Source organism: Comamonas sp. GW821-FHT11H03 (assembly GCF_058807955.1).
On the sequence record NZ_JBXARF010000006.1, the window covers coordinates 165,674 to 178,395 of the forward strand.

10 protein-coding genes and 2 tRNA genes are annotated in these 12,722 nt (G+C 62.4%); 9 read left to right on the top strand and 3 right to left on the bottom strand.

From position 1 onward, the window contains the following. Nucleotide 1 precedes the first annotated feature (1 nt). Both AC1RTQ_RS15050 and AC1RTQ_RS15055 read left to right on the top strand, forming a co-directional pair. Nucleotides 2-77 (top strand) — tRNA-Asn (locus AC1RTQ_RS15050). Between the two features lie 47 nt (nt 78-124). Next, nucleotides 125-200 (top strand) — tRNA-Asn (locus AC1RTQ_RS15055). A gap of 46 nt (nt 201-246) precedes the next feature. On the opposite strand, the gene AC1RTQ_RS15060 is transcribed toward AC1RTQ_RS15055, so the two are convergent. Next, the gene (locus AC1RTQ_RS15060; RefSeq protein ID WP_003080190.1) at nt 247-561 is read right to left on the bottom strand and encodes a hypothetical protein; all 315 of its coding nucleotides are present in this window, start codon (nt 559-561) and stop codon (nt 247-249) included. 462 nt (nt 562-1,023) lie between these two features. Next, on the bottom strand, nt 1,024-2,310 hold the full coding sequence (locus AC1RTQ_RS15065) for a TIGR03862 family flavoprotein (RefSeq protein ID WP_492876896.1): 1,287 nt from the start codon (nt 2,308-2,310) through the stop codon (nt 1,024-1,026). 213 nt (nt 2,311-2,523) lie between these two features. Here AC1RTQ_RS15065 and trxA point away from each other — a divergent pair, with 213 nt between their 5' ends. The 7 genes from trxA to AC1RTQ_RS15100 all read left to right on the top strand — a co-directional run bounded on the left by trxA (nt 2,524) and on the right by AC1RTQ_RS15100 (nt 11,426). Beyond that, nucleotides 2,524-2,853 carry a thioredoxin TrxA gene (gene trxA / locus AC1RTQ_RS15070; RefSeq protein WP_003053480.1) on the top strand — a complete coding sequence of 110 codons (330 nt, stop codon included), beginning with the start codon at nt 2,524-2,526 and terminating at the stop codon, nt 2,851-2,853. A gap of 284 nt (nt 2,854-3,137) precedes the next feature. Then, nucleotides 3,138-4,400 carry a transcription termination factor Rho gene (rho, locus tag AC1RTQ_RS15075; RefSeq protein WP_302089941.1) on the top strand — a complete coding sequence of 421 codons (1,263 nt, stop codon included), beginning with the start codon at nt 3,138-3,140 and terminating at the stop codon, nt 4,398-4,400. A 232-nt stretch (nt 4,401-4,632) separates the two neighbouring features. Further along, the gene (locus tag AC1RTQ_RS15080) at nt 4,633-6,075 is read left to right on the top strand and encodes an efflux transporter outer membrane subunit (RefSeq protein WP_492877122.1); all 1,443 of its coding nucleotides are present in this window, start codon (nt 4,633-4,635) and stop codon (nt 6,073-6,075) included. A gap of 11 nt (nt 6,076-6,086) precedes the next feature. Beyond that, nucleotides 6,087-7,172, top strand: coding sequence for an HlyD family secretion protein (locus tag AC1RTQ_RS15085; protein WP_302089940.1), 1,086 nt, complete (start codon nt 6,087-6,089; stop codon nt 7,170-7,172). 20 nt (nt 7,173-7,192) lie between these two features. Then, entirely contained in the window at nt 7,193-9,982 is a 2,790-nt protein-coding gene (rbbA, locus tag AC1RTQ_RS15090; protein ID WP_492876899.1) for a ribosome-associated ATPase/putative transporter RbbA, read from the top strand. Between the two features lie 157 nt (nt 9,983-10,139). After that, a complete protein-coding gene (locus AC1RTQ_RS15095) occupies nt 10,140-11,267 on the top strand; it encodes an ABC transporter permease (protein ID WP_492876901.1) in 1,128 nt (375 codons plus the stop codon). A gap of 3 nt (nt 11,268-11,270) precedes the next feature. Then, nucleotides 11,271-11,426 (top strand): hypothetical protein, encoded by a 156-nt coding sequence (locus AC1RTQ_RS15100; RefSeq protein WP_492876903.1) that lies wholly within the window; start codon nt 11,271-11,273, stop codon nt 11,424-11,426. A gap of 83 nt (nt 11,427-11,509) precedes the next feature. Here AC1RTQ_RS15100 and AC1RTQ_RS15105 read toward each other — a convergent pair whose 3' ends face one another. Further along, on the bottom strand, nt 11,510-12,715 hold the full coding sequence (locus tag AC1RTQ_RS15105) for an acetate/propionate family kinase (protein ID WP_492876905.1): 1,206 nt from the start codon (nt 12,713-12,715) through the stop codon (nt 11,510-11,512). Nucleotides 12,716-12,722: the final 7 nt, after the last annotated feature.

Sequence of the window (12,722 nt, forward strand, 5' to 3'; positions counted from 1 at the left end):
TTCCTCAATAGCTCAGTCGGTAGAGCGCCGGACTGTTAATCCGTAGGTCCCTGGTTCGAGCCCAGGTTGAGGAGCCAAAATTTAGTCGCCTTGCAATCGCTCAAGGCTTGTCACACCGACATATTCCTCAATAGCTCAGTCGGTAGAGCGCCGGACTGTTAATCCGTAGGTCCCTGGTTCGAGCCCAGGTTGAGGAGCCATTCAAAAGCCTGTATGCAAGCCATACAGGCTTTTTCTTTTATCTGCTCAGGCAGCTCTCACCACACCCACCGAAGCACCCACGGGTGGCGCATCTACAGCGACGGCCTTGTGTGCAGAGTGAGGGACATAGGGATAGTGATGCGGCACCACGGGAACATGCTGCTCGCCCTGCTCCCAGGCTCGCAATTCATCTTCCAGTCGTGCAGCACGTTCGGCATACATCTGAGCGGAGGACTGGTAGTACTCCGCCGCGATAGTGTGCTCCAGAACAGCCATGCGCGCCTCTTGCAGATAGGCACGCGTACGGCGGATATAGCGCGGTTCGGAACGTCCAAAACCGAAGATCTTGCCGAAAAACATGACCAACCTCCTTTTCCGGTAACAACGCAAATCCGTCACGACTCATCAACCGATGGAGCAATGTTGCCAGCGTAATGTCTCCGGTTCAAGACATCTGTCCCACAGCAAGAGTTCGCCTCGTAGGAGGGGCACCCGCCACTTGCAGCCGCCCGCCCCAAGCCGGCTCCAGGCAGGGCTTGAGACACTGCCCTCCTGTCACAAAGCCCCACTCAGGAATCAATCAGACACATTGTTCGGGTATTCCCCCCACTCCGCCCGGCGAGCAAGGGCTTGCTCGGCGATTCAAGCGAGGGCCAGCGCGGATGACTCCCTCGCCGCGGAGCCACAAACCTCGAACCATTGCCAACCCGGGCCTGCCTACGCGCTGCGGCAGGCAAGAGCACCCGCCGTCAAGACGGGATCGCTCCAGCGTTCAATGCTGCATCCCCGCCGCACAGACAAGCACAAGCACAAGCTCGCGCGTCAGTTGTCCTGCAGGAAGCTCTTCACCCCTTCGGCCACACGAACGCCAGAGGACATACAGGCCGTGAGCAGATAACCGCCCGTGGGGGCCTCCCAGTCCAGCATTTCTCCCGCACAGAAGACACCAGGCAGGGCGGCACACATCCCCCGCGCATCCAGGGCCTCCAGACGAACTCCGCCTGCAGTGCTGATGGCCTCATCGATGGGGCGCGGTGCAATCACCGTCAAAGGCACCGCCTTGATCGTGGATGCCAGGCGTTTCATGTCCGCCATGCCATCCTTGCCGAGCACCTCATACAGCAAACCCGCCTTGATGCCATCAAGTCCCAGGCGTCCTTTGAGATGACTGCTGAGGCTGCGCGAGCCGCGCGGCCACATCACCTCCTGCTGCACACGCTGCGCACTCCACTGCGGCAGCAGATCCAGCTCGAAGCGCGCAGCGCCCTGACGGGCAATGCAGTCCCGCAACAGGGAGGAGACAGCATAGATCAGGCTGCCCTCCACCCCGGTCTGCGTCGCCACAAATTCACCTTGACGTTCAAAGCCGGCGCCTTGCTCGTCCACAAACTTCAAAACCACCGACTTGAATGGCTGCCCGGCAAAGCGCTGCGCAAAGACCTCACTCCAGCCGGCCTCACGCCCTTGCGGCCAGCCCACATCAAAGCCGCAGTTGGCCGCCTGCAACGGGGCAATGCCCACCCCCTTGTCCTGCAGCAACGAAACCCAAGCACCGTCCGAGCCCAGACGCGCCCAACTGCCTCCGCCCGTCGCGAGCACCAAAGCCTTGCAGCCGATCTTGACCCTGGCACTTTCTGTCTGAAGAACCGGTTTGCCATCCTCTGCCCAGCCGATCCAGCGGTGACGCATATGAAACTGCACGCCCTGCGACTTCATACGCACCAGCCAGGCGCGCAGCAGCGGCGCTGCCTTCATATCCGCAGGAAACACTCTTCCCGATGTCCCCACGAAGGTATCAAAGCCCAGCTCTTTGACCCAGACCTGAAGCTCGCTCGCACCCCACTTTTCGAGCCAGGGGGTCAAATCTGCAGAACGGCAGCCATAGCGAGTCACAAAGCTCGAAAACTCCTCGGAGTGCGTAAGATTGAGACCGCCTTTGCCCGCCATGAGGAATTTGCGAGCCGCCGAGGCTTTCGCCTCGAACACTCTGACCGACAAGCCGGCCTTCGCCAATTGCTCGGCCGCCATCAAGCCTGCAGGCCCGGCACCGATCACAGCTACATCACAGACCCATTCGGAATCGGCCATCAAGGGCTCCGAGACACTCATACTTCTACCACCTCAATCTGCTGGCAGCCACCGGCCGCCAAAGGGTGCGCAGAATACCACCGACAGCATTTCTGCAATATTGCGGGCACTATTAGCGCGATAGCTGCAAACAACCAGCCACACGCCGTGGCAGGAGATGAGTTTCTGTCACAATCAAGTCACTAGGCGAATAGACCGCCTACTTTTTTGATTCAAGAAAATCCAGGACTACAAATGGCCAGCGAATTGATCAAGCACATCACGGATGCAAGCTTTGAGTCTGACGTACTGCAACCCGGCACGACCGTGCTGGTGGATTACTGGGCTGAATGGTGCGGCCCTTGCAAGATGATCGCCCCCATCTTGGACGATGTGGCCGAAGGCTACAAAGGCAAGGTGCAGATCGCCAAGATGAATGTGGACGAAAACCGTGAGATCCCCGCCAAGTTCGGCATTCGCGGCATTCCCACGCTGATGTTGTTCAAGGACGGTCAACTGGCCGCCACCAAGGTTGGCGCGCTGAACAAGACACAACTGTCCGCCTTCCTCGACCAGCACATCTAATGCATTCCACAAACAGAGCTCCCAATGGAGCTCTGTTTGCTTGCGGGCACCCTCTGCCCCCCTCATTTGCATCTGCTACAGTCCCGGCACAGGCTGCAGATGACAAGTGCGCAATAAATTGCTTGCAAGCTGCGCCAGTTTTCCTGTCATAATGTATGAACCGCCGGCAACCGCATGGGACCGCGCTGGATTTTCTTCAGGCAAGCCTGCCCACTTTCACAGTGTTTCGTTAGGCTCTACGCCTCCCCCCCTGGTTATTCTCACTCCACGCTTGGAGTCATTTCATGCACCTTAATGAACTCAAGGCACTGCACGTGTCTGAAGTCTTGAAGCAGGCCGAAGCGCTTGAGATCGAAAACGTCGGTCGCATGCGCAAGCAGGAACTGATGTTCGCCATCATCAAAAAGCGCGCCAAGGCCGGTGAACAGGTCTTCGCCGACGGCGTACTGGAAATCCTGCCCGATGGCTTCGGCTTCCTGCGTAGCCCCGATACCAGCTACACCGCCAGCACCGACGACATCTATATCTCGCCCAGCCAGGTGCGCCGCTTCAACCTGCACACCGGCGACATGATCGAAGGCGAAGTTCGCATCCCCAAGGATGGCGAGCGCTACTTTGCTCTGACCAAGCTCGACAAGGTCAACGGCGGCCCACCTGAGCAAAACAAGCACAAGGTGATGTTTGAGAATCTGACCCCTCTGTTCCCCAAGGAGCAGATGCGCCTTGAGCGCGACATCAAGGGCGAAGAAAACATCACCGGCCGCATCATCGACATCATCGCCCCCATTGGCCGCGGCCAGCGCGCGCTGATCGTGGCACCGCCCAAGAGCGGCAAGACCATGATGATGCAAAGCATTGCGCACGCCATCACCGCCAACCATCCAGATGTGCACCTGATGGTGCTGCTGGTGGACGAGCGCCCTGAAGAAGTGACGGAAATGCAGCGCTCGGTGAAGGGCGAAATCATTGCCTCCACCTTTGACGAGCCAGCTACCCGTCACGTGCACGTGGCCGAAATGGTGATCGAGCGCGCCAAGCGCCTGGTGGAGCTGGGCAAGGATGTGGTCATCCTGCTGGACTCCATCACCCGCCTGGCCCGCGCCTACAACAACGTCGTGCCCTCGTCGGGCAAGGTGCTGTCGGGCGGTGTGGACTCCAACGCACTGCAGCGCCCCAAGCGCTTCTTCGGCGCGGCCCGCAAGGTGGAAGAAGGCGGCTCGCTGACCATCATCGCCACGGCACTGGTCGACACCGGCAGCCGCATGGACGAAGTGATCTTTGAAGAATTCAAGGGCACCGGCAACAGCGAACTGCACCTGAACCGTCGCCTGTACGAAAAGCGCGTGTTCCCGGCCATCGAACTCACCAAGAGCGGTACACGCCGCGAAGAGCTGCTGCTGGCTCCCGAGATTCTGCAAAAGACTCGTATCCTGCGCCAGTTCATGTACAACATGGACGAGATCGAGTCCATGGAGCTGATGATCAAGAACATGAAGGCGACCAAGAACAATGTCGAATTCTTCGACATGATGCGTCGCGGCGGCTAAGGCCTCTTCGTGCATCGAAACAACAAAGCCCCGCCTCGCGGGGCTTTGTTGTTTCTGGCGCTTGACCCCATTGATTGACATAGCTCAAATTGACTTGCAAGCCGCCCCTCAATACTAGGGATACACATCTATACAAATCTTGCGATAACCGGAGGCCAAAAGCTTTCAAGTCGCGGGTTCTGCATTCATGGCCCCTTCAGCAAATCGCACACCCCCCTACCACTCCACACCGATGCGCCTGCTGGCAGCAGCTGCATTGCTGACAGCGCTGGCAGCCTGCAGCCCGACGGTACCGATTCTTCAGCCACAGGCCCAGGCCAAGCTACCGGACAAGTGGCCTCAGGAGTGGACAAAAAAGCAAGAGCGCACTGCGCCAGCCAATACGGCATCGATTGCCTGGCAGGACTTCTACCTGGACCCAAACCTGCAGGAGCTGATTCGCGCAGCTCTTGCCCATAATCAGGACCAGCGCCTTGCCTTGCTGCGTGTGCAGGAAGCCCAGGCCGCCTATGACATACAGAGTGCTGCTCGGCTGCCGACGATCGGCCTGGGCAGCAGTCATGGCAGAGCACGTGTTCCCGCCGACCTCAACGCCAGTGGCCGCTCCGTCATCGCCGGTGATCAGCAGGTCTTTGTCGGCCTCAACAGCTGGGAGCTCGATCTCTGGGGCCGTGTCAAAAGCCTCAGCGATGCCGCTTTAGGCAATTATCTGGCGCTGGATGCCACGCAGCATGCGGTTCAATCCAGTCTCGTCAAGCAGGTAGCGCTGAATTATCTGGCCCTGCGCAGTCTGGATGAGCGCCTGGCCCTGACCCAGCGCACGATTGCCAGCCGCGAGGAATCGCTGCGCATCTTCAAGCGCCGCACCGAGGTGGGCTCCACTTCACGCTATGCGCTCACGCAGGTACAGACTCTGGTTCACCAGGCCAAGGCCATAGGCACCCAGCTGGCACAGCAGCGCGCGCTGCAGGCCAATGCACTGCAGCAGCTCACCGGAGTGGATGCAGACCGCTTGCCACAAAGCAGCTCCACCGCCGTGATCCTGAAGCCCATTCCCGAAGGCCTGCCATCCGATCTGCTGACACAGCGCCCCGACATCATTGCCGCCGAGTACGGCCTGCAGGCCTCCAAGGCCAATGTGTCTGCCGCACGCGCTGCGTTTTTGCCTCGCATCGCCCTGACCGGCAGCTGGGGCACAGCCAGCGCGGAGCTTGACGGCCTGTTCAGAAGCGGCAGCCGTGCCTGGCAGTTTGCTCCCACGATTTCGCTGCCGATCTTTGACGGCGGCCAGCGCCAGGCCAACCTGAATCTGCAGGCCGTGCGACAGAGCATGGCGGTCGTCCAGTACGAAAAAACCATAGAGACCGCAATGCGCGAAGTGCTGGACGCACTGTCCAGCCGCACCCTGCTCGAGCAGCAACTCGTGGTGCTGAGCGATCAGCGCGCTGCACTCAAGGAACGCGCCCGACTGGCCCGGCTGCGCTATGACCAGGGCGCCTCGCCCTATCTCGATGTGCTGGATGCCGAACGCGACCTGCTGAGCGCCGAGCAGCAACTGGTTCAGGGCCGCGAAGCGCTGCTGTCCACCCAGGTCGCTCTCTATGCCGCTTTGGGTGGAGGCTACTACGCTCAAGGCCAGAGCAGCGCCCCCACCTCTGCCGCCCTCCAACCCTGACCAGCGAATCCATGTCCATGAACAAGAAATTGACCATCGCCGCGCTCATCGTTGCCGCCGCCGCCCTGGGCGCTTATGGCTGGCAACAATGGCGCAGCGCACAGGCATCCGAAGGCCTGATCAGCGGCAACGGCCGCATCGAAGCCACCGAAATCGACGTCGCCACCAAATACGCCGGCCGCATCGCTGAAATCCTGGTGCAGGAAGGCGAGTTCGTGAAAGCCGGTCAGCCACTGGCGCGCATGCAGATCGAAAGCCTGCAGGCTCAGCAGCGCGAAGCCATAGCCGGTCGTGAGCGCGCCTCTCATGCGGTGACTTCGGCACGCGCCGAAATCGCGCTGCGCGAAAGCCAGTACGCTGCCACCATGGCCACTGTGGCCCAGCGCGAAGCCGAACTGGATGCGGCGCTGCGCCGCGTCAAGCGCTCCGAGACACTGGCGCGCGAAGGTGCTTCATCGGAGCAGGAGCTGGACGACGACCGGGCGCGCGTGCGTGGCGCCCAGGCCGCGCTCAAGGCCGCCGAGGCACAGGCCACGGCCGCCAAGGCGGCCATCGACGCGGCCAAGGCCCAGACCATTGGTGCGGAATCGGCGGTGACGGCCGCTGCCGCCACCGTCCAGCGCATCGATGCCGATGTCAAGGACAGCGAACTCACCGCCCCGCGCGACGGCCGCGTGCAATACCGGCTGGCCCAGCCCGGCGAGGTGATCGGCGCCGGCGGCAAGGTGCTGAATATGGTGGATGTCTCGGACGTCTACATGAGCTTCTTCCTGCCCGAGACCGTGGCAGGCCGGGTGGCCCTTGGCACCGAGGTGCGCATCGTGCTGGATGCGGCTGCCCAATATGTGATCCCGGCTCAGGTGTCCTTTGTCGCCAGCACCGCCCAGTTCACGCCCAAGACCGTGGAGACGGCCAGCGAAAGACAGAAGCTGATGTTCCGCGTCAAGGCACGTATTGCACCGGATCTGCTGCAAAAGCACCTGACCCAAGTCAAGACAGGCCTGCCCGGCGTGGCCTGGATCAAGCTCGATAAGGAGCGCGAATGGCCGGCCAAGCTGGAGCTGCGCACCGGCGACGCCGACGCGTCGGCCTCGTGAACGCTGCGATCCCATTTGCCATGACCCAGCATGTAGCCACCTTGCGCGATGTGACGCTCGCCTACGGCAAGACGCAGGCGCTGCGCGGACTGAGCCTGGAGATTCCCGCAGGCATCATGGTCGGCCTGATAGGCCCTGACGGCGTGGGCAAATCCAGCCTGCTGTCGCTGATTGCAGGAGCGCGCGCCCTGCAGGGCGGCGAGATACAGGTGCTGGGCGGCGACATGCGCAGCAAAAAGCACCGCGATGCCGTCTGCCCCCGCATTGCCTACATGCCTCAGGGCCTGGGCAAGAATCTCTACCCCACGCTGTCGGTGGAAGAGAACCTGCAGTTCTTCGGGCGTCTTTTCGGCCATGACGCGGCCGAACGCCGGGCGCGCATCGACGACCTGACCCAGAGCACGGGGCTGCAGAAATTTCTCTCCCGCCCTGCCGGCAAGCTCTCGGGCGGCATGAAGCAGAAGCTGGCGCTGTGCTGCGCCCTCATCCACGACCCCGACCTGCTGATTCTCGATGAGCCCACGACCGGCGTGGATCCGCTGGCGCGCGCGCAATTCTGGGATCTGATCAACCGCATTCGCGGCCAGCGCCCGCAGATGAGCGTGATCGTGGCCACGGCCTATATGGACGAGGCCCAGCGCTTTGACTGGCTGGCGGCCATGGATGACGGCCTGATTCTGGCCACCGGCACTCCCGCCGAGCTGCTGGCGCGCACCGGCATGCCGGCGCTGGAGGCCGCGTTCATCGCCCTGCTGCCCGAGGAAAAGAAGCGCGGCCATGCCGCCGTGGTGATCCCGCCGCTGCAGACCAGCGATGACGACATCGCCATCGAGGCGCGCGATCTCACCATGCGCTTTGGCGACTTTGTGGCCGTGGACCATGTGAATTTCCGCATTCGTCGCGGCGAGATCTTCGGTTTTCTGGGCTCCAACGGCTGCGGCAAATCGACCACCATGAAGATGCTGACCGGGCTGCTGCCCGCCAGCGAGGGCGATGCCTGGCTGTTTGGCAAGAAGATCGATCCGCATGACGTGGCCACGCGCCGGCGCGTGGGCTATATGTCGCAGGCCTTCTCGCTCTACGGCGAGCTGACCGTGCTGCAGAACCTGGTGCTGCACGCCGAGCTCTTCCACGTGGATCCGGCCGAGATCCCTGCGCGGGTCGAGGAAATGCTCACCCGCTTCGGGCTTGCCGAAGTGCGCGAGACGCTGCCCGGCAATATCCCGCTGGGCATGCGCCAGCGCCTGTCTCTGGCCGTGGCCATGGTGCACAAGCCGGAGCTGCTGATTCTCGACGAACCCACTTCGGGCGTGGATCCCGTGGCTCGCGATCAGTTCTGGCGCTTGCTGATCGAGCTCTCGCGCCGCGACCGGGTGACGATCTTCATCTCCACGCACTTCATGAACGAAGCCGAGCGCTGCGACCGCATGTCCATGATGCATGCGGGCAAGGTGCTGGACAGCGACCGGCCGGCAGCCCTGACCGCCAAGCGCGGCGCAGCCACGCTGGAGGAGGCCTTCATCGGCTATCTGGTGGAGGCCTCGGGCGAGGCAGCGCCCGTGCTTGATATCAAAAAAGAAGCTACTACCGCTTGTCCTGAATCATCTTCAGCATCAAAACACCCTGATTTCAATGCTGATAAAGCGCAGCAAGCTACTGTTTCTGCAGCACACTCCAGCGGCACCGGCTTCAGCCTGCAGCGCCTGTGGAGCTATCTGTGGCGCGAGTCGCTGGAGCTGCAACGCGATCCCGTGCGGGCCACGCTGGCCCTGGCGGGCTCGCTGGTGCTGATGGTGGTGATCGGCTTCGGCATCAGCATGGATGTCGAAGATCTGAAGTTTGCCGTGCTCGACCGCGACCAGAGCACCATCAGCCAGAACTATGTGAACAATCTCGCGGGCTCGCGCTATTTCATTGAAATGCCTCCCATCCAGGACTATGCGGACCTGGACCGGCGCATGAAAAGCGGCGAGCTGGCACTGGCCATCGAGATACCGCCCGGCTTTGGCCGTGACGTGCTGCGCGGCTCGAAGGCGGCCGTGGGCGCCTGGTTCGACGGTGCCATGCCCCAGCGCGGCGAGACCGTCAAAGGCTATGTCCAGGCGATGCACCAGCTCTGGCTGGCGCAGCAGGCGCGCGAGCGACTGGGCATACAGCTCACCAGCCAGGTCAGCCTGGAGACCCGCTTTCGCTACAACCCCGATGTGAAAAGCCTGCCCGCCATGGTGCCGGCCGTGATTCCGCTGCTGCTGATGATGCTGCCCGCCATGCTCACGGCCCTGGCCGTGGTGCGCGAAAAAGAGCTGGGCTCCATCGTGAATCTGTACGTCACTCCCGTGACCCGCATCGAGTTTCTGCTGGGCAAGCAGCTGCCCTATGTGGTGCTGGCCATGCTGAACTTCTTTCTGATGTGTGCCATGGCGGTATTCGTGTTCGGCGTGCCCATGACCGGCAGCTTCCCGCTGCTCGTCATGGCCGCCCTGCTCTTCAGCGTCATTGCCACGGGCATGGGACTGCTGGCCTCTGCCGTTACCAGCAGCCAGATTGCCGCCATGTTCTTTGCCATGCTGGGCACGTTGATTCCGGCCACGCAGTTCTCGGGGCTGACCGATCCGGTGTCCTCGCTCGAAGGCGCCGGTCGCTGGATTGGCGAGATCTACCCGGCAACCTATATGTTCGCCATCAGCCGCGGTGTCTTCAACAAGGCGCTGGGCCTGCACGACCTGGCACCTACCTTGCTGCCGCTGCTGATTGCCGTTCCCGTGATCATGGGCGTGGCCATCTGGGCCTTGCCCAAGCAGGAGAAGTGAAGATGCACCCCCTGAGCTGCTGCGCAGCTTCCCCCTCTCTCGCTAACGCGGGAGGGGGACGACAGCCTCGCTACGGGGCGGCCCTTGCTCGCTGTCCTGGCGGTGGGCCAGCGCCAATTTCAGCAACAGCCCCTCGTTTTTGTCATGGAGAAACACCATGTGGCATAGCCTGAAAAATATCTGGCGCCTGGGCGTCAAGGAGCTGTGGAGCCTGTGGCGCGATCCGGTGATGCTGGTGCTCATCGTCTACACCTTCACGGCCTCGGTGTACACCGCAGCCACGGCCATGCCCGATACGCTGCACAAGGCGCCGATTGCCATCGTCGACGAAGACCAGTCGCCGCTGTCCGCACGCATCACCTCGGCCTTCTACCCGCCTCAGTTCATGCCGCCGCAGATGGTGGATTTCAGCCATGTGGATCCCGGGCTGGATGCAGGCGACTTCACCTTCTCGCTGACCATTCCTCCCAACTTCCAGCGCGATGTGCTGGCCGGCAAAAAGGCCGAGCTGCAGCTGAACGTGGACGCCACACGGATGAGCCAGGCGTTCTCCGGCAGCGGATATGTGCAGCAGATCGTGCTGGCCGAAGTCAACGAGTTCGTGCAGCGCCACCGGGGAGCGAGCGCACTGCCCGTGGCCCTGGAGCTGCGTGCCCGCTTCAACCCCGGACTGAACAAGATCTGGTTCGGCGGGCTGATGCAGATCATCAACAACGTCACCATGCTCTCCATCATCCTCACGGGCGCGGCGCTGATCCGCGAGCGCGAGCATGGCACCATCGAGCATCTGCTGGTCATGCCTGTGACGCCTACCGAGATCATGCTGGCCAAGGTCTGGTCCATGGGTGCCGTGGTGCTGCTGGCGGCAGGTGTCTCGCTCAATCTGGTCGTGCGCGGCGCGCTCAAGGTGCCCATCGAAGGCAGTCTGCTGCTGTTCATGGCAGGCTCGGCCCTGTGCCTGTTTGCAACGACGGCCATGGGCATCTTTCTGGCCACGGTGGCGCGCAGCATGCCGCAGTTCGGCCTGCTGATGGTGTTGACGCTGCTGCCGCTGCAATTGCTGTCCGGCGGCATGACGCCCCGCGAATCCATGCCCCAACTGGTGCAGAACGTGATGCTGTTCGCCCCCACCACGCATTTTGTGGAGCTGGGTCAGGCGATTCTGTATCGCGGCGCCGGCATAGAAACCGTATGGAAGCCCTTTCTGTGGCTGGCGGGAATCGGCGCCGTGCTGTTCTGGCTGTCGCTGATGCGGTTCAGAAAAACCTTGTCGAGCATGGCCTGAGAGTTGCGTCAGGCCAACGCCCTGGACGTTGCCTCCAAGGCCTCGGCCCTCACAGGCGGCAACTGCTGCAAGAGCAGCCCTCAGGCACGCGCGGCCATCCCGGCGGGCACCGATGCGGCCAGGCTGCATCCGGCGCAAGAAAACGAAGCCATTCGGTAAAGCGCGCAACCGCCCAGCCTCTGCTCTGGGCCGCCATGAATATCTGCATGGCGCTGTCAAGCCCGGCCACCACTCGATGCGCGTCAAAAAGACGATGAATGCGCGAGAAGCCGCTCCGTATCGCGGGCGGCCACCCACTCCTCATTGGTGGGCTCAACCCCCACCAGTACCCGGCTGTCCGCAGATGAAATGACCGGTGCATGGGCTGCATTGGCCTGGTCATCCAGCCCCAGACCCAGCCACGCCAGAGCGGCGCAGACGCGGGCGCGAATCTCCTCGCTGTGCTCGCCAATGCCCGCCGTGAACACCAGCATGTCCAGCCCGCCGAGCGCAGCGGCCAGAGAACCGATCTCGCGCACGATGCGGCGCACAAAGAGGTCCAGCGCGATGCGCGCGCGCTCGCCGGCCTCACCTGAATCCTGGACATGGCGCAGGATCACGCGCGGCTCGGACGAGATGCCCGAGACGCCAAGCAGCCCCGAGTCGTGATAGAGCAGACTCCCCACTTCCTGAAGCGTCAGTTTCTCGATCTCCATCAGATAGAGCACAGCCCCCGGGTCCAGCGCCCCGCTACGGGTGCCCATCATCAATCCGTCCAGGGCCGAGAAGCCCATGGTGGTCGCCACGCTTTGCAGCTGCTGCATGCCGCACAGACTGGCGCCGCTGCCCAGATGGGCGACGATGGTGCGTCCCCTGGCCCGGTCGCCATGACGCTCGGCCAGCGCGGTCGCCATATAGGCATACGAGAGCCCGTGAAAGCCATAGCGGCGCACACCGCGCTGCCACCATTCGTAGGGCAGTGGAAGGATCTGCTCCACCTTGGGCAAGCTGTGATGAAAGCCTGTATCGAAGCAGGCAATCTGCACGATGTCGGGCCGCTCGCGCAACAGGATCTCGATGGCCTCCAGCGCAAACGGCTGATGCAGCGGTGCCAGCGGCACATAGCTGCGCAGGTCTCGCAACACGCCTGCATCGATGCGGGTGGACTCGAAATACTTGCTGCCGCCATGCACCACCCGATGGGCGATCGCCGCCACGGGCCGGTCCTGGAGCCTGGCCGTGATGCGCTCGCGGATGATGCGCAGCGCATCGCGATACGGGTGCTCTGCGCCCAGTTCGATGGCAAAGGGCGGAACGCCGGTTTCGCCGAAGTCGGGAGCGGGCCCGCCAATGCCCTGCACCTTGCCGTTCCACAGGGGATTGCGCGGCAGGGGACTAGCGGTCTCGAAGACGGCGAACTTGATGCTCGACGAGCCGCAGTTCAGGACGATGATGACGGAATTGCTCATGTCAGTG